This is a genomic window from Streptomyces sp. 63XJN7_1_ISO-PGPR-S23-121 (genome assembly GCF_056173025.1).
This window is the reverse complement of sequence record NZ_CM149653.1, coordinates 7,772,101-7,794,977: the sequence shown is the minus strand read 5'-3', so window position 1 is coordinate 7,794,977 and position 22,877 is coordinate 7,772,101. Positions and strand designations below refer to the sequence as shown.

Here is a 22,877-nt window from a genome sequence, read left to right as displayed (position 1 = left end):
CGTCGGGGCGACGGATCATCCCTCCAGCAGTCGCTGCCCCACGTACTCGCCCTCCGCGGCCCCGCCCGGGACGGCGAACAGGCCACTGGCCTCGTGCCGGACGAACCGCGACAGCGCGTCCCCGCGGTCCAGCTTGCGCTGCACCGGCACGAAGCCGCGCAGGGGGTCGGCCTGCCAGCAGATGAAGAGGAGGCCCGCGTCGGGGACGCCGTCGGTGCCGAAGCCGTCGTGGTACGAGAACGGGCGGCGGAGCAGGGTGGCGCCGCCGTTCTGGTCGGGACGGGTGATGCGGGCGTGCGCGTTGATCGGGACGACCAGCTTGCCGGACCCGTCCGTTTTCTCGAGGTCCATCTCGGTCGTCTCGGTGCCTCCGGACAGGGGGGCGCCGTCGGACTTGCGGCGTCCGATGACGTCCTCCTGGGCCTTGGCGGAGAGTCGCTCCCAGTCGTCGAGGAGCATGCGGATCCGGCGCACGACGACGTAGGAGCCGTTCGCCATCCACGCGGGCTCGCCCTTCTCGGGCACGAAGATCCGCTCCTCGAAGCCGGCGTCGGCCGGCTTGGGGTTGCGGGTGCCGTCGACCTGGCCCATGAGGTTGCGGGTGGTCATGGGGTGGGCGGTGGCGCCGGGTGAGCGGTTGAAGCCGTTCATCTGCCAGCGGATGCGCGCGGCCGCCCCGGCGTCCCGCTGGATCGCGCGCAGCGCGTGGAAGGCGACCAGGGCGTCGTCGGCACCGATCTGCACCCACAGGTCACCGTTGCTGCGGGCCTTGTCGAGGTGGTCCGAGGAGAAGTCGGGCAGGGGGTCGAGGGCGGCCGGGCGCTGACCGTCCAACCCGGTCCGGCCGAAGAAGCTGTGGCCGAAGCCGAAGGTGATGGCCAGGGAGGACGGCCCGGCGTCCAGCGCGACGCCCGTGTCACCGGTTCCGGCCGGTTCGCCGGCCATCAGCCGCCGGGCGGTGTCGGACCAGCGGCGGAGCAGTGCGGCGGCCTCCTTGCGCCCGGCGCCCGGCTTCAGGTCGAAGGCGACGACGTGCCCGCGGGCCTGCATCGGGGTGGTGATGCCGGGCTGATGTTTCCCGTGAAACATCACCTGCGCGCTGCCCACCGTGGTGAGCGGCGTGGCCGCGGAGGAGGGAGCGGCGGCGTACCCCACGGCGCCGCCCGCCGCGCCGAGCGCGAGCCCGGTGGCACCGGCGGTGCCGAGGAGCCGCCGCCGTGAGATGCCCCCACGCGGCTCGGCGTCGCCGGCGTCGTACGGGCCGGGCCCGGCGGATGCCCCGGGCGTCGCCTCTGGGATGCGGGTCTCCGGGGTGGACTGGTCAGCCATGTTGCGGTTCAGCCGATCTGCGCGTTCTTGGAGATGGTCACCTGGTCGATGTCGGACGTGCGGACGGTGACGGCGACCTTCCAGTCGCCGGCCATCGGAAGCTGCACTCCGCTCGCCGACCAGTGTCCGGTGGTGATGTGTTCGGGGACGACGGGCAGGGGGCCGAGGTCCTTGGCCTCCAGCGTGAAGGCGATCTTGACCTCGGGGAGGTCGACGGCACGGCCGTCGGGGTCCTCGACATAGAGGTGCAGGTCGTTGTCGCCGACCCGGGCGGGGGCGAGCTCGACCCGTACGACGCCCTTGCCGTTCGCGCTTCCGGTGTCGAAGGGCATGTCCAGGGTCACGGCGCCCGACGCCGCGGCGGACGAGGCAACGGAGGACCGGCCGGCGGCCTGCGCTTCCTGCTCGGTGCGTCCGGGCTCGGTCTGGGTCAGCACGGTGGTGACGGCGAGCAGGACGACGGCGACGCCCGCCTCGGCGAGCACGGACCGGCGCAGGCCGAGGCGGTGGGGGTCGGCGTCCCGCAGCCGCTTCCGGCGGGCGGTGTCCATGGCGGCCCGCTGCCGGGCGAGCTGGGCGGCGCGCCGGGAGTCCCCGGACTTCTGCGCCGCCCCGGAGACCTTCGGCGCGGCCGTCGCCCCGGAGCCGCCGGAGTCCTTCGACGTCCCCGACGTCTTCGCCCCTCCGGAGGCGTCCGCCGTCTCCTTCCCGCGGCCACCGGCCACGGAGACTCGCTCCTTCTCCCGCCGCGGCGCGTCGGCGGACGTCGTCCCGGCGAGCTGTGCGGTCCATCGCCGAGAGAAGTACGCGACGCCGACCAGCACCGCCACGAGAGCGATCTTGGCGAGGAGCAGCTGTCCGTAGCGGGTGTCGGTGAACGCGGACCAGGAGCCGAGCTGGCGCCAGGACTGGTAGACACCGGTCACCACGAGCGCGACCACGCTGCCGAAGGCGATGCGCGAGAAGCGGCGCACGGCGGACGCGGGGACGGGGGCGTCGGAGGGTGCCCGGTACAGGGCGACGATCAGGGTGGCGAGTCCGCCGAGCCAGCCGGCGACGGCCAGCAGGTGGACGACGTCGACCGGCATGGCGAGGCCCGCCTGGAGGCCGACGGAAGCGTGCTCGGACAGCGCCCAGGTCGCCGCGAGCCCGGCGGCCACGACGGTCCCGCCGGCCGCGAGACCGAAGGTGAGGTCCCGCTTATCCTCGTCCTGGCGCTTGTCGTAGGCGCCGAAGAGCACGGCGATGAACAGGGCCGCCGCCGCGAGCAGCAGCAGCCGGGAGACCAGCGAGGCGCCGCTCTTGGTCTGCAGGACCTCACCGAGCAGGCCCAGGTCGAAGACGTCGCCGAGTTTTCCCGAGCCGGTGTAGGAGCCGCGCAGCAGAAGCAGCAGGAGGGTGGCGGCGGTCAGCGCGAGCCACCCGGAGACGACGAGCCGCTGCAGCGGCCGCACGCCGGACCCGCGCGGCCAGCAGGCGAGGACGAAGGCGGCGCCGCCGGCCAGGACGACGAACCCGGCGTACGACACGTACCGTCCGAGGCCGTAGAGCAGGCCGACGGCGCCGCCGCCCGCTTCCTGTCCGCCGACCTCCACGGTGGTCCGGGAGGGGGCCCCGACGGAGAAGGTGTAGGCGCCGGAGACCGGGTGGCTGTCGGCGGAGACGACCTGGTAGGCGACGGTGTAGGTGCCGTCGGGCAGGCCCGCGTGCAGCTTCACGGCGTACGTCGTGCCGCTCGTGCCGGCGGGGCGGCCCTCGTCGACGCGCCGGCCCTGGGGATCGAGGACGCGCAGCGAGTCGTCGCCGAGCGAGACGGCTTCGGAGAAGGTGAGCGACACCTGGGCCGGGGCCCGGTCGACCACCGCCCCCTGCTGGGGATCGCTGCCGGTCAGCGCGGCGTGCGCGGAGGCCGGGCCGGCGGCGGCGAACAGCGCGCAGACCGCGGCCAGGAGCAGCAGCACCAGGGTCCGCACGCGCGGGGCGGTGGTCTGCGTCAAGGTGGTCCCTCCCTCAGTGTCCGGTGTGTCCGGCGGTGGGCCGGTACGTGGCCGGCTTCACCGGCACCTCGACCGTGACGGGGCCGGAGTGGGCGAAGTGGAGCTCGATGGAGACCGTCTCACCCTGTTCGGGCCGGTGCTTCAGCTTTTCGAACATCAGGTGGTTGCCGCCGCTCTCGAGGACGAGCTCACCGTGGGCGGGGACGGGCAGGCGGTCGACCTCCTTCATCGCGCCGCCGACGGTCTCGTGGACGGTGACCTCGCCCACCGCGCTCGTGACGGACGTGAGCTCGTCGTCGGCGCCGCCCTTGTTGGTGATGGTGAGGAACCCGGCGGCCATGGTGTCGGAGACGGGCTGCGGTATGTAGGCCGCGCCGACGGAGAGTTCGGCGGCCGAGGACGCGTCGGAGCCGTCACCGCAGCCCGTGAGGACCAGGGCGCCGATCATCGCCGCGGCGACCAGGGCGGGACGGCCCGTCACGGGTTCTCCCCCTTGATCAGCTCGGGGAGGTCCTCGGTGTAGTCGTCGACGGTGGCGTCCTCCCCGTACAGGACGTAGCCGGCGTCGGTCTTCGGGGAGAAGGCGATGACCTGGGTGCCGTGCGTCGAGACGACGTTGCCGTCCTTGTCCTTGGTCGGCGGGTCGATGGAGATGCCCAGGGTGCGGGCGCCGGCCTGGACGGTGTCGAAGTCGCCGGTCAGGCCGACGATCTGCGGGTCGATGCCCTGGAGCCACTTGCCGAGCGCGGCGGGGGTGTCCCGCTCGGGGTCGGTGGTGACGAACACGATGCGCAGCTTGTCCTGTTCGGCCTGGGGGAGCTGCTTCTTGGCCACCGCGACGTTGTTCATGGTCAGCGGGCACACGTCGGGGCAGTGGGTGTAGCCGAAGTAGACCAGGGTGGGTTTGCCGGCGGTCTGCTCGCGCAGGTCGTACTGCTTGCCCCGGGTGTCGGTCAGGACCAGGTCCGGCTTGTCGAACGGCCTGTCGAGGACGGTGGCCGCCTGCTTGGCGGTGTCCTCGGAGACCACGGTGACGGGCTTGTCGCCGTCGCCGTCGCTGCCGCAGGCGGAGAGGGTCAGGGTGGCGGCGGCGAGCAGCGCCGCCGCGGCGAAGGTCTTCTTGCGCATAGAGATATGTCCCAGATGTGATGTGCTCCGGTGGCGCCGGGGTCCGCGGACGGAGCCCCGGCGCACACCGGCGGGGGGTGCTGTTACGCCGTCGCGCCGGTGTCCCGGCGGCGGCCGGCGAGGACGCCGTAGGCGACGCCCGCGGCGCCGATCACGATGCCGACGATGCCGAGGACGCGGGCGGTGGTGTCGCTGTCGTCGCCGGAGCCGGTGGAGTCGCCGGCCGCGGTCTTCGGCGCGGCGGACTCGGCGTCGGCGCCGGCCTTCGCGCCCGCCGCGCCGTGGGAGTCGCCCTCGGCGGCGGTCAGTTCGAGCACGGGCGCCGGGTTGTCGGGCTCCTCCTGGCCCTCCTGCGGCACCTCGATCCAGCGCACGACCTCCTTGTTGGAGTACGTCTGGATCGCCTTGAAGACCAGCTGGTCGGTGTCCTCGGGCAGCGCGCCGACGGACAGCGGGAACTTCTGGAAGTAGCCGGGCTCGATGCCCTTGCCCTCGGCGGTCCAGGTCACCTTGGAGACGGCCTCGGTGAGCTTCTCGCCGTGCGACTCCAGCGGCTTGTCCAGCTTGGACCGGGTCACCTCGACCTTCCAGCCGGCGACCGGCTGCGGCATCACGGACGCCAGCGGGTGGTCGGCGGGGACGGTGACCTCCAGCTTGGTGGTGGAGGCGTCGTCACGCTCGTTGGGGACCTTGAAGGCGACGACCGCGTAGCCGCCCTTGGCGGCCGGGCCCTCCGGCTGGACGCTGACGTGCGCGAAGGCGGGGGCGGACAGGGCGAGGACGGCGATGCCGGCCGCGGAAGCGACGGCGGTGATACGGGAAACCTTCATGAACGGAGTACTCCGCTTCGTGTGATGACCGGCGGGAAGCCGGGTCGGGAGTGACGAGAGGGATGCGCGCACGCGCGCGTGCCGCACGACGGCGGCCCCTCCTCGTCACCCGGGCCGTGAGGCGGAAGCGGGTGGCGCGGTCGGTGGTCGCGTCGTGTCAGGCGGCGAGGGCGAAGGCGCTCGGCGGACCCCGTCTGATCACCGTGTGCTGGAGGGCGCTGGTGCGCGGCCGCGCCGGCACGAGCAGCGCGGTGCGCGGCGGACGCGGACCCGTGCGGGGCGCGCCCGCGAGCCCGCGGTGCAGGGCCCGCACCAGTGCGAGCGCCGCACGCAGGGCACGGACGGACGCTCCCTCGGCCATCGACTGGGCCGAGTGCGCCGACAGCGCGACGAGCCGCGCCACGGCCAGGTCCCCGCGCCGCAGCAGCCAGCCGGCGGCGAGTGCCGCGAGGACGTGGCCGAGCAGCATCGGCAGGGACGGCAGCAGTGGGGCGGAGGAGCCGGCGGCGCCGGCCAGGGCGTCCGCCGGGTGATGGGCCGCGCCCGGGTGGGCGCCGGAGGCCGGTGCGAGCCGCGCGTCGGTGAGGATCCGCTGGGCCTGCGCCGGGCTGATCGCCGCGGCGGTGGTCCCGCACACCAGACGGGCGGCCTGCTGGACCAGCGAGGCGTCGGACAGCGGGCCCGGCCCGCCGGGGGACGCCGCCGTGCTGACCGCCGCGGCTCCGTGCTGGCCCAGCCCGAACACGGTGTGCAGGGCGGTCTGGCCGACCGCGAGCAGCACCGCGATGCCGGGCAGTGAACGTTCGCGCCCGGCGAGGGGCACGGCGACCACGACCGCCCCGAGGAATCCCGCGCCCAGCGACCACAGGGGGACGGTGGCGCAGGAGGCCAGCGTGTGCCCCGCCGCGGCCAGCACGACGCAGACCGCGGCGAACACCGCGGCCCGCAGGATCCGGAGATCGATCCCGGAGCGCGCCGAAGGCGGGTGGGGGGCAGTCATGGCGGGCTCATCATCGCACTGGCGGCACCCGCGCCGTACGGCAGGTCCGCAAGATGCCGTACGACCGGATGGTCACTCCTGGTGCGAGCCGCCCCACATACACCGTTCGCCGGGGAGGTCGCGTCCGCCGTACGGGCGGTCCGATGCGCACACTGCGCTTACGTCCGGGCACGAGGGGCAATACGTAACGGTATGTCGAGCCGCGGCCGGGAGGCTGGAGCATGAGCATCTGGTGGTCACTCCATCTGCGGCGCGAGGCTGCGAGCGTGCCCCTGGCCCGGCGCCTGCTGCTCGGCACGATGGAGACCGCGGGCGTCGACCCCGACATCTCCTTCGACCTCTCCGTCGCCCTCAGCGAGGCCTGCGCCAACGCCGTCGAGCACGGCGGCGACGCCGGGCCCGGCAGCGCCTCGGCCGCGTACCGCGTCACGGCCTACCTCGACGGCGAGCGGTGCCGCATCGAGGTCGCGGACACGGGCCCCGGCTTCGACGCGGAAGTGCCCGTCCGGCCGACGGGCGCGGCGCCCGCCGACGCCGAGCACGGGCGCGGCCTGTGCCTCATCCGGGAGCTCGCCGACCACGTGCACTTCGGCGGCACGCCGGGCCGGGCGGGGGCCGTGGTGAGCTTCGACAAGCTCCTCAAGTGGCGCAAGGACGCACCGTTGATCGCGGTGTGACGGGCAGTGGGTGCCCGTGGTCGCCGAACCGGCCGACGGCGAGGCCCCCCGGGCACGTCGATGGCCGGGTACCCGGTGCGGTACCCGGCCAGCTGTCCGAAGGTCAGCCCTTCAGCGAAGCCATCCACGCCTCGACCTCGTCCGACCGGCGCGGCAGGCCGGCGGACAGGTTCCGGTTGCCGTCCTCGGTGACGAGGATGTCGTCCTCGATGCGGACGCCGACGCCCCGGTACTCCTCGGGCACGGTCAGGTCGTCGGCCTGGAAGTACAGGCCGGGCTCGACGGTGAGGACCATGCCGGGCTCCAGGGTGCCGTCCACGTAGGACTCCACGCGCGCCGCGGCGCAGTCGTGGACGTCCAGGCCGAGCATGTGGCCGGTGCCGTGCAGCGTCCAGCGGCGCTGGAGGCCCAGCTCCAGCACCCGCTCGACCGGGCCCTCGACCAGGCCCCACTCGACGAGCCGCTCGGTCAGCACACGCTGGGCGGCGTCGTGGAAGTCGCGGTACTTGGCACCCGGCTTCACCGCCGCGATGCCGGCCTCCTGGGCGTCGTACACGGCGTCGTAGATCTTCTTCTGGAGCTCGCTGTACGTGCCGTTGACCGGCAGCGTGCGCGTGACGTCCGCCGTGTAGTACGTGTGCGTCTCCACGCCCGCGTCGAGCAGCAGCAGGTCGCCGGAGCGGACCGGGCCGTCGTTGCGCACCCAGTGCAGGGTGCAGGCGTGCGGGCCGGCGGCGGCGATGGTGCCGTAGCCGACGTCGTTGCCCTCCACGCGCGCGCGGAGGAAGAAGGTGCCCTCGATGTAGCGCTCGCTGGTCGCCTCGGCCTTGTCGAGGACCTTCACGACGTCCTCGAAGCCGCGGACGGTGGAGTCGACGGCCTTCTGCAGCTCGCCGATCTCGAACTCGTCCTTGACGAGGCGGGCCTCGGAGAGGAAGACGCGCAGCTCCTCGTCGCGCTCGGCGGTGACCTTGTCGGTCAGCGCCGCCTCGATGCCGGCGTCGTGGCCGCGCACGACGCGCACCGGGCCGGTGGCCTCGCGCAGCCGGCCGGCGAGTTCGCGCACGTCGGAGGCGGGGATGCCGTACAGCTTCTCCGCCTCGGTGAGGGAGTGGCGGCGCCCGACCCACAGTTCGCCCTGGCCGTCCAGCCAGAACTCGCCGTTCTCGCGGTCGGAGCGCGGCAGCAGGTAGATCGTCGCGGCGTGGCCGTCGCCCTCGGGCTCCAGGACCAGGACGCCGTCCTCCGTCTGGTTGCCGGTCAGGTAGGCGTACTCGACCGACGCGCGGAAGGAGTACTCGGTGTCGTTCGAGCGGGTCTTCAGGTTGCCCGCGGGAATCACCAGGCGCTCACCCGGGAAGCGGGCGGAGAGCGCGGAGCGCCGGGCGGCGGTCTCGGCGGCCTGGGCGATCGGCCGCAGGTCGCGCAGCTCGGTGTCGGCCCAGCCGGACTTCATGCTCTCGGCCAGCTCGTCGGACACGCCCGGGTACAGGCCGTTCTTGCGCTGCTTGATCGGCTCGTCGGCCTCGTCCGGGGTCTCCGGGGTGAGCTCCTCCGCCACGGTCATCCTCCTTGTTACGGCACTGGACCACTCCCATCGTACGGTCGTACGGAAGGGGGCCCAGGGCCGAAGGACCTGTTACACCGTGCGCCGGCCCTCACTGGTCGAAGCGGACCGCCAGCAGCACCACGTCCTCCTCGGAGTCCGCCTCGTCCGCGCCGTCGGGCAGCACCGTGCACAGCACGTGGTCGGCGACGGCGTCCGGGTCGTGGCGCTTGGCCCGCGGTACGCCGGCCGCCGCGGCGTGCAGGCGGGCGAAGGCGCGGTCGATCGGGTCGCCGGTGCGGTGCAGCAGGCCGTCGGTGTAGAGCAGAACCGTCTCGCCGGGCTCGGCCTGGAGCTCCACGCTCGGCGCCTCCCAGCAGGCGAGCATGCCCAGCGGCGCGGAGACGGAGGTCTCCACGAACTCCGTGCGCCGCTCGCCGATCAGCAGCGGCGGGCTGTGTCCGGCGCCGGCCAGGGTGATCCGGCGCAGCGCCGGCTCGCAGTAGCCGAACAGGGCGGTGGCCGAGCGGGCGGGCTCGGTGAGCCGCAGCAGCAGCTCCAGGTCGGACAGGACAGCGACCGGGTCCTCGCCCTCCATCACGGCGTACGCCCGCAGGGACGCGCGCAGCCGTCCGGTGGCGGCCACCGCGCTGGGGCCGGAACCGGTGACGGAGCCGACGGCCAGGCCGAGCGCGGCGTCCGGCAGCGGCAGGGCGTCGTACCAGTCGCCGCCGCCGTGCGGGCCGGTGCGGCGGCGGGCGGCGAGCCGCACGCCGGGCACCCGGGGCAGGCGGGAGGGCAGCAGCTCCTCCGCCATGGTCGCCATGCACGCGCGGGTGCGCTCGGTCTCCAGGACCCGGGCCAGGTGCTCGGCGGCGTACCGCGCGTACAGCCCGGCGAGGTGGCGCATCCGCTCGCGCGGCTCGGCGGGCTCGTCGTAGAGCCACACGGCGGCCCCGAGGCGGCCGGCGCGCTCGGTGGACAGGGGAAGGGCGTAGCTGGCGGCGTACCCGAGGCGGGCGGCGACCTCGCGGTGGCGCGGGTCGAGGCCCTCCTCGGCGAACAGGTCGGGCTCGGCGATCCCGCCCTCGGCGACGGGCAGGCCCTCCAGGATCCGCCCGTACGCCAGCGAGCTGCGCGGCACCGTCTCGAGGTGGCCGAGGTCGGCGCGGGCCAGTCCGAGGCCGGTGGTGCTGTCCGGGCCGAGCCCGTCGGCCGGCTCCATGACGACGAGACCGCGCCGGGCGCCCACCAGGGCGGCACCGGCGCGGAGCAGTTCCTGGAGCGCCTCGGCGAGGGAGTCCGTGCGGGTGAGACGCTCGGTCAGCTCGTGCAGGGTCGTCAGGTCGGACACCCAGCCGGCGAGCCGGTCCTGCAGGAGGGCGCCCGGCGGATCAGGCGTGCCCGGGTCGTTCGGCGGGGCGGCAGGGGAGGTGCCCGCGGTGGCGGGCGCGACAGTGTGGGCGGGGGACGGCACGGTTGAATCGATTCCGGCCACTTTCGCAGGGTGCGGGGCGTTCATGGCGTCCGGCTTTCCGACCGGTGCTTACTGCTAAAAAGCATCGCAAACCCCCATGTCATTCTGCACCGCCGGCAGTGCCTCCACATGTACACGCACTCGTAAGGAGATGTCCAGCATTGTCCTGCCGGGATTCCTGGTGTCCGTGGGGTGTGAGCGGCCTTCCGCCCGAACCCTTGCGGAAAAGCCAAGTTGGCTTGAAACTGCCCCAGAGGACGTCTTGTTGCGGTCTTCTGGGGGTGCTCCACGGAGCGTCACAGCGGTCGTGATGGGTACGTACTCGGTGAAGGCCAGGGGTGGCTGGCGGCCACCCGGAACCTGGCGGCGGACCCGGGCGTCCTATCCACCGACGACCGTGCCCCATCCTCCCGTGGCGGAGGCGGAGAGAACTACGCGGGACGGCAAACGCCAGACTTCGCCACCCCGCGCCACGCCCATGCTTCCGATGGACGCAGTATGGACGCGAACCGCCGCGGACGCAGTCGAAGACCGTCCCACAGGGGTCCCCCTGCCCGCGGCAGGGGTGTGATGCGCCACCAGCTACGCACAGCGAAGTGATCGACACATGATGTGAGACGACCACGGTGTTGCCAGGCGTGCAACGGAAAGGAACGAGCGCTCATGCGCGAGATCCTCGGAAGGCGACGCAGGCTGCTGTCCCGGCGGGGCGACGGGCGGCCTGAGCTGATCGGCGCGGCCCTGACCTATGCGACACAGTGGCGGTGGCCCGTCCTCCCGGGCGTGGCGCCGGACCCGCAGGCGCGCTCGCGCTGCGGCTGCCCCGACCCCGAGTGCACGGTGCCGGGCGCGCACCCCTTCGACCCCGGCCTCCTCGCCGCCTCCACCGACGAGCGGATGGTGCGCTGGTGGTGGACCAACCGGCCGACGGCGCCGATCGTCCTGGCCACCGGGGGCAGCGCACCGTGCGCCGTCTCCCTGCCCGCCCTGCCGGCCGCCCACGCCCTGGCCGCGATGGACCGCGCGGGCCTGCGGCTCGGCCCGGTCGTCGCCTCACCGGCCCGCTGGGCGCTGCTGGTCCGGCCGTACTCCATGGAGCAGCTGGGCGAGCTGCTCTACGCCAAGGACTTCGTCCCCGGCTCCCTGCGCTTCCACGGCGAGGGCGGCTACCTCGCCCTGCCCCCGTCGGAGACCGGCCGGGGCGCCGTCCGCTGGGAGCGCGCGCCGCTGCCCGGCTCGGCCTCGCCCTGGGTGCCCGACGTGGAGGCCGTGGTGGACGCGGTGGTCGACGCCCTCACCCGTACGGGTGTGAGCGCCCCCGAGTTGTAGGGGTGTCGGGCGCGCGCGCGGGCCGGCGCCCGCCCGGGGTCGTTATCGTCCGCTCCATGCCGCTTCATGCTGGGGAGCACCGTGCCGCGAGGCAGCGCCACGGTGGATCGCACCGCCACCGGACCGGCCGCCGGGTCCGTCTGTACGGTCTGGCCGGCGTCGTGGTGTGCGCGGTCGTGCTGCCGTTCGCCGTGGCGTCCGGGGGGCCCGCGGACGACGGGGGGAAGGACGGGCGGTCCCCGGGCACACGCCTGTCCGCGCGGGGCGGTGACGGCAAGGCGCCCGCACGGGCCGGCGGCGACCCCGTGCCGGCCGCGTCCGATCCCGCCCGCGGCACGCTGCCGCTCGGCCTGGCCACCGCCGTGCGCTGCGGCCCCGGACTCACCTCGCCCGAAGGGGTCGAGGCGCAGACCTGCGTGGTGACGCAGGGGACCGGGACCTGGGCGCGGACCTACTACCGCAACGCGACCGGCGAGGCACTGGAAGCCGTGCTGACTCTCCTGGGACCCGGCGGCCGCAGCCTCGGCACGCGCTGTGCCGTGGGCGCCGAGGACGCGGCGGGCATGTGCGAGACACCCCGTGCGCGGATGCGGGGCGAGCCGGCCGATTACAGCGCGGTCGCGGAGTTCGCGGCCCGGGCCGGTCACGGACCGCCGCTGTTGCGCACCGGGGGCAACGTGCCGACGCGAAGCGCCCGTTGACGGGGCGGCCGTACCGCCCGGCTGTCGCGGCACATGGAAAGACCCGGTTGCTGGCGACGGGGGATGCACCAGCAACCGGGCTATCCGAACGGTAACAAGAGATCGGCTGTTAGCAAATTCGATCTCTTGTTTTCCGGTCACCGACTGGCGTGCCACCACGGGGAGTTGTGACTGGAGTCACCTCTTCCGGGCCCCTGGTCCGGCTGACCGGTCGGTCAGCCGGACGGCAGGCCGGCGCCGTGCGCCGGCCGCGGCCTCAGCTGAGGGTGACCTGCCGGTTGGTCAGGCCGCCGCGCGCCCGGCGCTCGTCGGGCGTGAGCGGGGCGTCCGTGACCAGTGCCTCGGCGAGACGCTCGGCGAACTCGGCCGCGGGCTTCTCCACGTCCTCGGCGGTGACCCCGCTCGGCAGGTCCCAGACCGGCACCGTGAGTCCGTGAGCACGGAAGGAGCCCACCAGCCGGGTGCCCTCGCCGAGGCTCGACCGGCCCGCCGCGTGCAGCCGGGCCAGAGCGTCCAGAAGCCGCTCCTCCTCGTGCGGCATGACCCACCGCAGGTGGTTCTTCTCCGGCGTCTCGCACCAGTAGGCGGCGTCCACGCCCTGGAGCCGGACGGTCGGGATGGCCGCGGCGTTGGCCCGCTCCAGGGAGGCGGTCACCTCCGGCGTGGCGTTCTCCGGGTCCGGGACCCAGAACTCGAAGCCCTCGTGCACGACCGGCTCGAAGGCACCCTCGGGCGCGAGCAGGTCCTGCAGCCGCGGACCGTCGGCCGGCGCGCGACGCCCCTGCACGGGCGTTCCCGGCGCGGCGGTCAGGGCCCGCTGGAGGGTGTCCGCGAGGTCGCGGCTGATGTCGCCCGACGCCGTGTCGTTCTGCAGGCCGAGCAGCACCGAGCCGTCGTCGCGGCGCAGGGCCGGCCAGGCCATCGGCAGCACCGTGGCCAGCGTGACCGACGGGACGCCCTCGGGCAGGCCGTCCTTCAGCGTCAGCCCGGCCGTGGCGGCCGGCACCAGCTCGCGCAGCGCCACCCAGTCGCACTCGCCGGGCAGCCCTTCGAACGGGCGCTGCACCAGCGCGGTCGTGGCCTGCGCGGCGGCGCGGCCGTGGCAGGCCTTGTAGCGGCGGCCGCTGCCGCAGGGGCAGGGCTCGCGGGCGCCGACGACCGGGACCTCTCCGTCGGTGAGCTGGGGCCGCTTGGCCTTCGTCTGGAGTCGCTTCTTGGCCATCGTGGGTGTCTCCCGGTTACGGCTCTACTCGTACGGGCGCGAGCCTAGCCGTTCGCCCCCCGGCCGACGGGACCCTGTGGGCGACGGGCCGCGTGTGGACAACTCCCCCGGCGCGCCGCGCCGGGAGCCTCCCCGCGGGAGGGGGCCGCGCGCACGCCTCCCGCGGCGGCGGCACGCACCTCGCGGCCGTGCACCGCCCGCCGTGCACCGCCCGGCCCGTGTGCCGCCGGGGTCAGCCCACGTCGTCGAACGCGTCCGCGAAGCCCAGTCCGGGAATCCGGGACACCGCCGGTGCCGCGACCCGCGTGGCGAAGTCGTCGCGCCGGTGACCCGCGTCCGGATCGTGCACGTCGTCGTGGACGACGACCCAGACCGTGACCTCTCCGCACGCCCCGTCCCGCACGCCCCAGTCGTCGGCGAGCGCCGTGATGATGTTCAGTCCGCGTCCGCCGTGCGCGGTGACCGACGGTGTCGCCGGGGCCGGCCGCGTCGGACCGCCGCCGTCCGTGACCTCCACGAGGAGCCGGCCGCGCGCGTCCACCTGCCACGCGGCGCGGACGTCACCGTCCCCGGCCAGGGCCTCGCCCAGCGGACGTCCGTGCTTGCACGCATTGCTGAGCAGTTCGGAAAGGACCAGTACTGCGTCGTCGATGACCGATTCCGCCACACCACCGCTGCGCAGCTGCTCGCGCATCCGGTGCCGTGCTTTCCCCACGCCCGCAGGGCCATGGGGAACGGCCATGCTCGACGACGTGGGCACCTCCTGTGCCACCACCAACGCCACCCCCGAGACCTCCTTCGCCCCACGCCACGGTGTGGATGCCCTTCTGGCCTGTACCGGAAACCGGCCGGTCTCCGCCCAGTGACGCATTCGACACGGTCGAACACGCACCGAACGCGCCGGAGCACTCCCCGTAGTCGTGTGGCTTGATTTCGTCGGTGTGGCCGAGACCGGAGAATGGGGCAGAAAGGCCGCCGGGTCAAGGCCTCCGGGCGAATCAGCGGCCGAGATGCTCCAGGACGGCACGTGGCCGGTTCGTGATGACGGCGTCGACTCCCAGTCCGGCGCAGAGATCCACGTCGGCGGTCTCGTTCACGGTCCACACGTGCACCCGGTGCCCGGCCGCCTTCAGCCGCTCGATGTAGGCGGGATGGTTGCGGACGATGCGGATCGAGGGGCCCGCGATCCCGACGCCGGCGGGCAGCCGCCCGTCGCGCAGCCGGGGCGAGACGAACTGCATCAGGTAGACCGTCGGCAGCGTCGGCGACGCGGCCCGTACCCGGTGCAGCGAGCGGGCCGAGAAGCTCATGACGCGCACCGGCGACTCGGCGGCCGAGGCGGGCGCGTCGAGGCCGAACCGCTTCAGGAGCAGCAGCAGCCGCTCCTCCACCTGTCCCGCCCAGCGCGTGGGGTGCTTGGTCTCGATGGCCAGCTCCACCCGCCGCCCCGCGTCCGACACCAGCTCCAGCAGCCGCTCCAGGGTGAGGACGGAGGTCTCCTCCCGGTCCTCGGGCCGGTGCTCCCACTCGGGCTGCTCGTCGCGCGTACGCCAGAACTCCCGGGTCCTGCGGGCACCGAAGTCCAGCGCCGCCAGATCGGCCAGCTCCAGCGCCGAGACCGCGCCGCGGCCGTTGGACGTACGGTTGACGCGCCAGTCGTGGACGCAGACCAGGTGGCCGTCCGCGGTGAGGCGCACGTCGCACTCCAGGGCGTCCGCCCCGTCCTCGATCGCCTTCCGGTACGCGGCCAGGGTGTGTTCGGGGGCCTCCTCCGAGGCCCCGCGGTGGGCGACGACCTGAATCGGGTGCTGTCGTACGTGGGTCACCGCGTCATGGTGCCACCGTGTCCGGGTAGACGTGCCGTCGGAGTCATCGCCTCGTGCCCGTTTAGTCTTGGATGACCTGTATGAGGAACGACCGCGACCCACAGGATCCGCTTATGGTGCTCTGACGGCTCGTGGGAAAAGCTGATGGCCTACACATACACATGCACCATCACATGCGCGGCCGCGTCGCGCCGGGCCGTGGCACGGCCCGCGTGAGCGTGGCCGAGCGCGACCAGTGCGCCCGAGCAGCAGTCGTGGATCGAGGAGAGAAGCTGTGAGCACCGAGAACGAGGGCACCGCGGTACCCCCGGCCCCGCCCGCACCTCCCGTGCCGGCGGCATCTCCCGCAGCCTCCGAACCGACCCCGCCGCCCCACCCGCACCAGCCGCCGGCACCGGCGCCCGCCGGCGCGGAACCGCAGGGCGGTTTCCAGACACCCGCGGCCTCCGCGCACGGGCCGCACCAGGCCGCGCCCCAGAGCCCGTCGGCCCCCGACGCGTCCTGGCCGCCGCCCCCGCCGCCGGGCGGCGCGTCCTACGGCGGCGGAGGCGGGGACGGTTCCGGTGGCGGCTGGGGAGCCTCGTACCAGCCGCCCGCGCCGAAGTCCGGCCGCGGCCGCGGCGGCATGGTCGCCGCGGTCCTGATCGCCGCCCTGGTCGCGGGCGGTCTGGGCGGCGGCCTCGGCTACACGCTGGCCAAGAACAACGACGAGTCCGGCTCCACGACGGTCTCCGCCTCGGACACCGGCGGCTCGGTCAAGCGCGACGTGGGCACGGTCGCGGGCGTGGCCGGCAAGGCGCTGCCCAGCACGGTCACCATCCAGGCCGAGGGCAGCAACGGCGAGGGCGGCACCGGCACGGGCTTCGTCTTCGACAAGCAGGGCCACATCGTCACCAACAACCACGTGGTGGCGGAGGCGGTCGACGGCGGCAAGCTCAGCGCGACCTTCCCCGACGGCAAGAAGTACGACGCCGAGGTGGTCGGCCACGCCCAGGGCTACGACGTGGCGGTCATCAAGCTCCGCAACGCCCCGTCGGACCTGAACCCGCTGCCCCTCGGCAACTCGGACAAGGTGGCCGTGGGCGACTCGACGATCGCCATCGGCGCCCCCTTCGGCCTGTCCAACACGGTGACGACGGGCATCATCAGCGCCAAGAACCGTCCGGTGGCCTCCAGTGACGGCAGCGCGAGCAGCAAGGCGTCCTACATGAGCGCCCTGCAGACCGACGCCTCGATCAACCCGGGCAACTCCGGCGGCCCGCTGCTGGACGCGCAGGGCAACGTCATCGGGATCAACTCCGCGATCCAGTCCACCAGCGGGGGCGGCGGCTTCGGCGGCGCCGGCCAGGCGGGCTCGATCGGTCTGGGCTTCGCCATCCCCATCAACCAGGCGGAGTTCGTCGCCAAGCAGCTCATCAGGACCGGCAAGCCGGTGTACGCCAGGATCGGCGCCTCCGTCTCGCTGGAGGAGACGACGAACGGCGCGAAGATCACCGAGCAGGGCGTCAGCGGCTCCCAGCCCGTCGAGCCGGGCGGCCCCGCCGCCGCCGCGGGCCTCAAGCCCGGTGACGTCATCACCAAGCTCGACGACACGGTGATCGACAGCGGCCCGACCCTGATCGGCGAGATCTGGACCCACAAGCCCGGCGACAAGGTCACGGTCACCTACGAGCGCGGCGGCAAGCAGCAGACGGCCGAACTCACCCTCGGCTCCAAGACCGGCGACGACTGACCCGCCCGCCCCCGCACGGACCCGCTACCCTGGTCCCGCGCGGCCGATCACGGCCGCCGCGGGGTGGGTTGCCCGAGCGGCCTAAGGGAACGGTCTTGAAAACCGTCGTGGCGCGAGTCACCGTGGGTTCAAATCCCACACCCACCGCGGTGATGAACGGCCCCCGACCGGAGACACGGTCGGGGGCCGTCGTCGTGCGCGCCGGCTGCCCGGTGTTCGTACTCGGGTGGGACTGAGTACGGGCACCCTGGTCGGCCGGTGGGCGGGCGGGGACGCTCGGGGCATGGAGAATCGACGACCGAAGAACGCCGCGCGGTGGGTGTGGGGGCTCGGGCTCGCCGCGGTGGCGGCGGGGCTGTGGGCCGCGTGGCTCGGGTGGGACCAGCACCGTGACGTGCACCCCGACGGCTCGACCACCGGGCCGTACGAGGCCTGGCAGGTGATCGGGCTGGTGCTGACGCTGCTGGTGCCGGTGTGCTGGGCGGCGTTCCGGGGGCACGGCGCGGGCGCTGTGGCCGGGGTCACCGCCGGTCTGACCGTCTCCGCCGCCTACGACTGGTCGGACGACGCAAGCAGGCTCTTCGTGGTCGGCGTGGGCATGGTCATGGTGGGGAGCCTCGCGGTGACCGCCGCGCTGGTCGCCCTGATCGCCGCGGTGCGGCGGAGGGGCGGGCTGTGACACGGCTGTGACCGGAGGTGTGGCCTCCGCCACGGTCGGGGCGGTGCGGGGCTGGTGAGGTGGGGCGATGCGTATCTTCCCGCTCCGCAGGCCCCTCGCGGTCTCCGGTGCTCTCGTCGCCGCATTCCTGCTCGGTGCCTGCGGCACCGGGACCGCCGTGTCCGGGGCGGGGGAGGAGAGCGGGCCGGAGGGCCGGTGCGGGGCCGGTGATGACGCCGGTTCCGGTGCCGGGCAGGAGAAGGACGGGGTGCGGATCGCCGGTATGGCCGAGAGGGCCGGCGGGGACGCCGGATCCGGCCCCGGTGTCCGGGTGGACGGGCGGCCGGGGGCGTCCGTCACGTCGGAGGGTCTGCCGGCGGGGAGTTCCCCCGGCGCGGGTGGCAGGTCGCCGTGCGTGGTCGCGTACACCGTGACCAACCGGGAGGCCGAGGCCTTCACGTACACCGTCGGCTTCACCCTCACCGATGACCAGGGCCGGGCGATGTCCGGCGTCGAGGAGACGGTGGCGTCCGTGGGCGCGGGGCGGACCGTGCGGCGCACCCTCGAGGACCACGGGTACCTGCCCGGCGACAGCGCCCTGGCCCCGGAGCGGGTGCGGATCACCGACGTGAAGCGGGTGCCCGCCGACGAGGCGCCGGCGCCCGCGGGGACCTGCCCGGCGTCCGGGCTGCGGATCTTCGCCGACGACGGGGACGCGGCCATGGGGCTGCGCGTGGTGGGCCTGCACCTGGAGAACTGCGGAAGCCGGCCGCACTCCCTGGAGGGCTACCCGGCGCTCCAGTTGCTCGACGACGAGCTGGCGCCCGTCGACGGGATCCGGATCGTGCCGGGCGGCGAGGGCGTGGCCCTGCTGGACGGGTTCGACGCACCGCCCCGGCCGGTGACGCTGCGGCCGGGCGAGTCGGCGAGGGCCGGCCTGATGTGGCGCAACACCACGGAGTTCGGCGAGTCGGTGACCGTGCCGTACGTCCGGGTCCGGGAGCGGGCCGGCGCCGTCCCCGTGGTCGTGGCACCCGGCCTCGACCTCGGCACCACGGGCAAGCTGGGCGTGAGCGCGTGGCGCGAGGACGACACCGCGAGCGCGCCCGAGGCGCCGTAGACGTCCACCGCGCTCCGGTCAGGGGCGGTGGCCGGTCATGCGGGCCGCCGAGGCGATGGTCGCGCGGGCCTCGTGTTCCGTCAGGCCGGTGTCCCGGGCCGCCTCGACCAGGGGATCCACGAGGGCGGCGCCGATGCCGTCCTCGTAGGCGCGGCAGGCCGCCCAGAAGAGGCGGGTGTTGCGCTGGCCCTCGTGCGCGGCGAGGACGAACTGGACGAGACCCCGGCCGTGCGCGTCGGTCGCGGCGGCGGAGTGCCGGTGCGCGCGGGGCGGGGGGAGCAGGAGGCGCAGCAGCGCGGGCGGGCAGGCGGCCGGCGCGAGGTGGGCGGTGCCGGGCGCGGCGGTGTAGGCGCCGTGCCGGGTGCGGGAGCCGGGACCGACGAGGTAGCCGCCGGCGCCGCGGATGTCGATGCCGGGGGCGAGGCGGCCGGCCGAGTTGGGGACGACGGCGTCGGGCGGGCCGGTCAGCCAGAGGTGGCGGCCTCCGCTGGGGGTCACGACGACCACCGTGGGCGGGATCGTGAACAGGTGGCGCAGGGCCAGTTCGCGCAGGGCGGCCGAGGAGTCCGTGTCCCCTTTCGTGTCCAGGTCGACACCGATGAGGTGGTGCGGCGGCAGCCCGCAGGCGATGCCGTAGCCCGCGGCCCAGGGCGCCGCGGCGAAGAGGGCGCGGATGCGGGCGGGGTCGGTGGAGGCGTCGTGGACCCCGTGGCCGAAGCGGCCGCACTCGCCGTGGCAGCGGGAGGGCGCCGGGTCGTCGCGGTGGGGGGAGCGCAGGGCCGGGAGCTTCGTGCGGGACAGGGGGATGACCGCCAGTCCGCGTTCGGCGGCGGACAGGGCGTGGGCGAGGGCCAGCGTCGTGGCCTGCCGGTCGGTGGTGGCCATGACTCTATGTTCGTACGTACGTTCGAAAAAGGGAAGAGTGGCCGCATGCGGCGCGCCGGGGCGGGGCGGCGGACGGAGAAAGTGGCGGAACGCTTCACCTCTTGTGGTGCTTGGTTCGGAGGTGTCCGTGCTGCCCGTGGTGCGCCACAAGTGAGGCCAAAGGGGTTTATCGACTTGTCCTCACGCTTGAGGGCGAATCGGTGCTTCCGGGATGGTTCGCCGGTGATCCGCTGGGCAACTCTGGTCACGCGACGTCGTGCACAGCGTCGGGGTGGTCGGCCAACTGTCCCGGCACACAGGCTGGTTCGTCAGTACAGGCATCTCTCGCGTTGTCGGCAAAAGCCGGTGCGCACCGTGTTCTGGAGGAATTACATGGCAAGCATCCGTACCGCTCGCGTCATCGCCGCCGTCGCCGCGCTCCCGCTGGCCGTCGCCCTCTTCGGCGGCGTCGCGGCCGCGGACAACGGCGCCCTCGCGAACGACGGATCGAGTGCGACCTCCGCGGAGGCCTTCGCGGGCGTCGTCGGCAGCGGCGTCGGCGACGACAACAACGGCAACTCGTCCACCACGCAGCAGCAGGCGGTCGGCTCGGGCGCCTCGAACCAGAGCAACACCGCGCAGGTCGAGGACTCCGCCTTCACGACCGTCAACCAGGGCAACGCGAACGTGGTCGTCACCTTCTCGCCGCTGTGGTGGTGAGCTGAGGGGCCGCGGGCGCTCCGGCGCCGGCCCCCCGGTCTTCGTGCGGGTGTGCTTCATGGGGTCGCAGGGCGTCCGGGCGGCGGTACTCCGGTACCGCCGCCCAGGCGTTCCTCCCCGGCCCGGTACCGCGCCGACCGGGGACCCTCAGGGGCGAACCCCCAGGGCCTCCGTGCGCACCTCCACCCAGAGGAGGTGGGGCGGGCCCCACCCCTACAACCTGAGGCGGACTCCGCTTCGGGACCTGCGGCCGATCCGCCGCGCCTCCCTTCGCTCATAGCGTTGAGCCATGACCGCACTTGTCTGCACCAGCGCTTCGAACGCCGCCACGGCAATGACGCAGACCTTCCCGTACCCGTCGTTCTCGTCGTACGTGGAGGCCCGCCAGCCGGTCCTGCTGCGTACCGCCCGGTCGCTGACCGCGAACCCGAGCGACGCGGAGGACCTGCTGCAGACCGCGCTCACCAAGACGTACGTGGCCTGGGAGCGCATCGAGGACCACCGCGCCCTCGACGGCTACGTGCGCCGGGCGCTGGTGAACACCCGGACGTCGCAGTGGCGCAAGCGCAAGGTCGACGAGTTCGCGTGCGACGAGATGCCCGAGCCGGAGCCCGCGCCCGGCGGGGACGACCCGGCGGAGCGGCAGGCGCTGCGCGACGCGATGTGGCGGGCCGTCATGAAGCTGCCGGACCGGCAGCGGGCGATGGTCGTCCTGAGGTACTACGAGGACCTCAGCGAGGCCCGGACGGCCGAAGTGCTGGGCGTCTCCGTGGGCACGGTGAAGTCGGCGGTCTCCCGGGCGCTCGGCAAGCTCCGTGACGACCCTGAGCTGGGGATTGTTCGGTGATGGGAGGATTTGTGGCGGAGCGGCGGGCGGATCCGTCGGGCACCGGGCACTGATCGATCACCGGAGAGTAGTGACATACCGCGCGGTATGTGCGCAGAATCAGCGCAACCCTTACCGCCGCGTAGGCAATGTCGCCCCGGGAGGACACCGTGCTGAGCACGATGCAGGACGTACCGCTGCTGATATCGAGGATCCTCACCCACGGGTCGACGATCCACGGCAGCTCGCAGGTGACCACCTGGACCGGTGAGGACGAGCCGCACCGCCGCTCCTTCGCCGAGATCGGCGCCCGCGCCGCCCGGCTGGCGCACGCCCTGCGCGAGGACCTCGCCGTCGGCGACGACGAACGCGTGGCGACCCTCATGTGGAACAACGCCGAGCACGTCGAGGCCTACTTCGCGATCCCCTCCATGGGCGCGGTTCTCCACACCCTCAATCTCCGCCTCCCGGCCGAGCAGCTGGCCTGGATCGTGAACCACGCGGCCGACCGGGTGGTGATCGCCAACGGGTCGCTGCTGCCGCTGCTCGCCCCGCTGCTGCCGCACCTGAAGACGGTCGAGCACGTCGTCGTCTCCGGGCCCGGCGACCGCTCCGCGCTGGCCGGGGCCTCCGTCCAGGTGCACGAGTACGAGGACCTGATCGCCGGGAAGCCGGCCGTGTACGACTGGCCCGAGCTGGACGAGCGGGCCGCCGCCGCCATGTGCTACACCTCCGGCACCACCGGCGACCCCAAGGGCGTGGTCTACAGCCACCGCTCGATCTACCTGCACTCCATGCAGGTCAACATGGCCCAGTCGATGGGCCTGACCGACCAGGACACCTCCCTGGTCGTGGTCCCGCAGTTCCACGTCAACGCCTGGGGCCTGCCGCACGCCACCTTCATGACCGGCGTCAACATGCTGATGCCGGACCGCTTCCTGCAGCCCGCGCCGCTCGCCGCGATGATCGAGGGCGAGCGTCCGACGCACGCCGCCGCCGTCCCCACCATCTGGCAGGGCCTGCTCGCCGAGCTGACCGCGCGGCCCCGGGACGTCTCCTCGCTCACCCAGGTCACCATCGGCGGCTCCGCGTGCCCGCCGTCCCTGATGGAGGCGTTCGACCGGCTCGGGATGCGGGTCTGCCACGCCTGGGGCATGACGGAGACCTCGCCGCTCGGCACGATCGCCCGGCCGCCGGCCCACGCGGTCGGCACCCCGGAGGAGTTCGCCTACCGCCTCACCCAGGGGCGGTTCCCGGCCGGCGTCGAGGCCCGCCTCACCGGTCCCGGCGGCGAGCGCCTCCCCTGGGACGGCGAGTCCGCCGGCGAGCTGGAGGTCCGCGGCAACTGGATCGCCGGCGCCTACTACAACGGCCCGGGCGCCGAGCCGTTGCGCCCCGCCGACAAGTTCAGCGAGGACGGCTGGCTGAAGACGGGCGACGTCGGCACCATCTCCCCCGACGGCTTCCTCACCCTCACCGACCGGGCCAAGGACGTCATCAAGTCCGGCGGCGAGTGGATCTCCTCCGTCGAGCTGGAGAACGCCCTGATGTCCCACCCCGACGTCGCCGAGGCCGCGGTCGTCGCCGTCCCCGACGACAAGTGGGGCGAGCGCCCGCTGGCCACCGTCGTCCTCAAGGAGGGCGCGAGCGTCGGATTCGAGGCCCTGCGCACCTTTCTCGCCGAGGACGGCAGGATCGCCAGGTGGCAGCTCCCGGAGCGCTGGACGGTCATCGAGTCGGTGCCGAAGACGAGCGTCGGCAAGTTCGACAAGAAGGTGCTGCGCAGGCAGTACGCCGAGGGCGGCCTGGACGTCACCCGGCTCTGACGCCCGCCGGGGAGACCGGACGGCCCGCCCGGTCTCCCCGCATCCGGACCTTCCGCGCCGCCCGGCGGG

The 22,877-nt window shown here is 73.7% G+C and carries 22 protein-coding genes and 1 tRNA gene; 11 read left to right on the top strand and 12 right to left on the bottom strand.

Annotation, left to right across the window (positions count from 1 at the left end; translation table 11 throughout):
- Positions 1–15 precede the first annotated feature (15 nt).
- The 6 genes from efeB to AC0VYN_RS34885 all read right to left on the bottom strand — a co-directional run bounded on the left by efeB (position 16) and on the right by AC0VYN_RS34885 (position 6,284).
- A complete protein-coding gene (gene efeB, locus AC0VYN_RS34910; protein ID WP_475534186.1) occupies positions 16–1,329 on the bottom strand; it encodes an iron uptake transporter deferrochelatase/peroxidase subunit in 1,314 nt (437 codons plus the stop codon).
- An 8-nt stretch (positions 1,330–1,337) separates the two neighbouring features.
- The gene (locus AC0VYN_RS34905; RefSeq protein WP_475534185.1) at positions 1,338–3,326 is read right to left on the bottom strand and encodes a copper resistance CopC/CopD family protein; all 1,989 of its coding nucleotides are present in this window, start codon (positions 3,324–3,326) and stop codon (positions 1,338–1,340) included.
- 13 nt (positions 3,327–3,339) lie between these two features.
- Complete coding sequence (locus AC0VYN_RS34900) at positions 3,340–3,774, bottom strand: copper chaperone PCu(A)C (RefSeq protein ID WP_475537045.1); 435 nt, start codon at positions 3,772–3,774, stop codon at positions 3,340–3,342.
- A gap of 29 nt (positions 3,775–3,803) precedes the next feature.
- Positions 3,804–4,454, bottom strand: a complete 651-nt coding sequence (locus AC0VYN_RS34895; protein WP_475534184.1) for an SCO family protein — start codon at positions 4,452–4,454, stop codon at positions 3,804–3,806.
- A gap of 83 nt (positions 4,455–4,537) precedes the next feature.
- Positions 4,538–5,284, bottom strand: a complete 747-nt coding sequence (locus AC0VYN_RS34890; protein WP_475534183.1) for a YcnI family copper-binding membrane protein — start codon at positions 5,282–5,284, stop codon at positions 4,538–4,540.
- Positions 5,285–5,441: 157 nt separating this feature from the next.
- Entirely contained in the window at positions 5,442–6,284 is an 843-nt protein-coding gene (locus AC0VYN_RS34885) for a hypothetical protein (protein ID WP_475534182.1), read from the bottom strand.
- Positions 6,285–6,505: 221 nt separating this feature from the next.
- On the opposite strand from AC0VYN_RS34885, the gene AC0VYN_RS34880 reads away from it, so the two are divergent.
- Positions 6,506–6,961, top strand: coding sequence for an ATP-binding protein (locus AC0VYN_RS34880; protein WP_475534181.1), 456 nt, complete (start codon positions 6,506–6,508; stop codon positions 6,959–6,961).
- Between the two features lie 103 nt (positions 6,962–7,064).
- On the opposite strand, the gene AC0VYN_RS34875 is transcribed toward AC0VYN_RS34880, so the two are convergent.
- Both AC0VYN_RS34875 and AC0VYN_RS34870 read right to left on the bottom strand, forming a co-directional pair.
- The gene (locus AC0VYN_RS34875) at positions 7,065–8,522 is read right to left on the bottom strand and encodes an aminopeptidase P family protein (RefSeq protein ID WP_475534180.1); all 1,458 of its coding nucleotides are present in this window, start codon (positions 8,520–8,522) and stop codon (positions 7,065–7,067) included.
- Between the two features lie 97 nt (positions 8,523–8,619).
- Positions 8,620–10,029: a PP2C family protein-serine/threonine phosphatase gene (locus AC0VYN_RS34870; RefSeq protein ID WP_475534179.1), complete on the bottom strand. Its 1,410-nt coding sequence runs from the start codon at positions 10,027–10,029 to the stop codon at positions 8,620–8,622.
- Between the two features lie 618 nt (positions 10,030–10,647).
- On the opposite strand from AC0VYN_RS34870, the gene AC0VYN_RS34865 reads away from it, so the two are divergent.
- Together AC0VYN_RS34865 and AC0VYN_RS34860 are read left to right on the top strand one after the other, a co-directional pair.
- Positions 10,648–11,313, top strand: coding sequence for a bifunctional DNA primase/polymerase (locus AC0VYN_RS34865; protein WP_385472865.1), 666 nt, complete (start codon positions 10,648–10,650; stop codon positions 11,311–11,313).
- 56 nt (positions 11,314–11,369) lie between these two features.
- The gene (locus AC0VYN_RS34860) at positions 11,370–12,014 is read left to right on the top strand and encodes a hypothetical protein (RefSeq protein ID WP_475534178.1); all 645 of its coding nucleotides are present in this window, start codon (positions 11,370–11,372) and stop codon (positions 12,012–12,014) included.
- 256 nt (positions 12,015–12,270) lie between these two features.
- Here the strand turns inward: AC0VYN_RS34860 and AC0VYN_RS34855 are convergent, their stop codons facing one another.
- Together AC0VYN_RS34855 and AC0VYN_RS34850 are read right to left on the bottom strand one after the other, a co-directional pair.
- Complete coding sequence (locus tag AC0VYN_RS34855; RefSeq protein ID WP_475534177.1) at positions 12,271–13,236, bottom strand: DUF5926 family protein; 966 nt, start codon at positions 13,234–13,236, stop codon at positions 12,271–12,273.
- Between the two features lie 232 nt (positions 13,237–13,468).
- Positions 13,469–14,020 carry an ATP-binding protein gene (locus tag AC0VYN_RS34850; protein WP_475534176.1) on the bottom strand — a complete coding sequence of 184 codons (552 nt, stop codon included), beginning with the start codon at positions 14,018–14,020 and terminating at the stop codon, positions 13,469–13,471.
- Between AC0VYN_RS34850 and AC0VYN_RS34845 the strand changes: the two genes are divergently transcribed.
- A complete protein-coding gene (locus AC0VYN_RS34845) occupies positions 13,977–14,102 on the top strand; it encodes a hypothetical protein (RefSeq protein WP_385470410.1) in 126 nt (41 codons plus the stop codon). The genes AC0VYN_RS34850 and AC0VYN_RS34845 overlap by 44 nt on opposite strands.
- Positions 14,103–14,234: 132 nt before the next feature.
- Here AC0VYN_RS34845 and AC0VYN_RS34840 read toward each other — a convergent pair whose 3' ends face one another.
- Complete coding sequence (locus AC0VYN_RS34840) at positions 14,235–15,062, bottom strand: glycerophosphodiester phosphodiesterase (RefSeq protein WP_475534175.1); 828 nt, start codon at positions 15,060–15,062, stop codon at positions 14,235–14,237.
- 274 nt (positions 15,063–15,336) lie between these two features.
- On the opposite strand from AC0VYN_RS34840, the gene AC0VYN_RS34835 reads away from it, so the two are divergent.
- The 4 genes from AC0VYN_RS34835 to AC0VYN_RS34820 all read left to right on the top strand — a co-directional run bounded on the left by AC0VYN_RS34835 (position 15,337) and on the right by AC0VYN_RS34820 (position 18,572).
- Positions 15,337–16,794: a S1C family serine protease gene (locus AC0VYN_RS34835; protein ID WP_475534174.1), complete on the top strand. Its 1,458-nt coding sequence runs from the start codon at positions 15,337–15,339 to the stop codon at positions 16,792–16,794.
- Positions 16,795–16,856: 62 nt separating this feature from the next.
- Positions 16,857–16,941: transfer RNA gene (locus tag AC0VYN_RS34830), tRNA-Ser, on the top strand.
- A 136-nt stretch (positions 16,942–17,077) separates the two neighbouring features.
- Positions 17,078–17,473, top strand: coding sequence for a hypothetical protein (locus tag AC0VYN_RS34825; RefSeq protein ID WP_475534173.1), 396 nt, complete (start codon positions 17,078–17,080; stop codon positions 17,471–17,473).
- Between the two features lie 67 nt (positions 17,474–17,540).
- Positions 17,541–18,572, top strand: coding sequence for a DUF4232 domain-containing protein (locus AC0VYN_RS34820; RefSeq protein WP_475534172.1), 1,032 nt, complete (start codon positions 17,541–17,543; stop codon positions 18,570–18,572).
- 18 nt (positions 18,573–18,590) lie between these two features.
- Here AC0VYN_RS34820 and AC0VYN_RS34815 read toward each other — a convergent pair whose 3' ends face one another.
- Entirely contained in the window at positions 18,591–19,457 is an 867-nt protein-coding gene (locus tag AC0VYN_RS34815) for a bifunctional DNA primase/polymerase (RefSeq protein WP_475534171.1), read from the bottom strand.
- A 372-nt stretch (positions 19,458–19,829) separates the two neighbouring features.
- Here AC0VYN_RS34815 and AC0VYN_RS34810 point away from each other — a divergent pair, with 372 nt between their 5' ends.
- From AC0VYN_RS34810 to AC0VYN_RS34800, 3 genes are all read left to right on the top strand, one after another.
- Positions 19,830–20,156: a hypothetical protein gene (locus tag AC0VYN_RS34810; RefSeq protein ID WP_385470395.1), complete on the top strand. Its 327-nt coding sequence runs from the start codon at positions 19,830–19,832 to the stop codon at positions 20,154–20,156.
- Positions 20,157–20,445: 289 nt separating this feature from the next.
- The gene (locus AC0VYN_RS34805) at positions 20,446–21,003 is read left to right on the top strand and encodes a SigE family RNA polymerase sigma factor (protein ID WP_475534170.1); all 558 of its coding nucleotides are present in this window, start codon (positions 20,446–20,448) and stop codon (positions 21,001–21,003) included.
- A 128-nt stretch (positions 21,004–21,131) separates the two neighbouring features.
- A complete protein-coding gene (locus AC0VYN_RS34800) occupies positions 21,132–22,808 on the top strand; it encodes a long-chain fatty acid--CoA ligase (RefSeq protein WP_385470391.1) in 1,677 nt (558 codons plus the stop codon).
- The last annotated feature ends 69 nt before the right edge of the window (positions 22,809–22,877 follow it).